Genomic DNA, 390 nt, shown 5'->3' on the forward strand with positions numbered 1-390 from the left:
GGTTAGGCGGTGGCGGCGGCCGGCGCCAGCGGCGCGGTGTGGCGCTGCTGCAGCCGGAAGAACGAGGCATAGCGTCCGCCACGGCGCAGCAGGTCGTCATGGCGGCCCTGCTCGACGATCTCGCCGGCCTCGACCACCAGGATGGAATCGGCATGCATGATGGTGTGCAGCCGGTGCGCGATCACGATGGTGGTGCGGCCGCGGGCGAGACGATCGATCGCCTCCTGCACCAGCTTTTCCGACTCGGAGTCGAGCGCCGCAGTGGCTTCGTCGAGTAGCACGATCGGCGCGTCGCGCAGCAGCGCGCGGGCGACCGCGATGCGCTGGCGCTGACCGCCCGACAGTTGCGCGCCGTGCTCGCCGACCGGAGTGTCGTAGCCGAGCGGGAAG

The 390-nt window shown here is 71.3% G+C and carries 1 protein-coding gene; it reads right to left on the reverse strand.

All coding sequences use genetic code 11. The features are described 5' to 3' along the window. Positions 1-2: 2 nt before the first annotated feature. Positions 3-390 (reverse strand): ATP-binding cassette domain-containing protein (locus DYI24_RS27920; RefSeq protein WP_164574589.1); only part of this gene is annotated, 388 nt, incomplete at its 5' end.

It is taken from the genome of Rhodopseudomonas sp. BR0C11, assembly GCF_010820945.1.
Classification (GTDB): domain Bacteria; phylum Pseudomonadota; class Alphaproteobacteria; order Rhizobiales; family Xanthobacteraceae; genus Rhodopseudomonas; species Rhodopseudomonas palustris_H.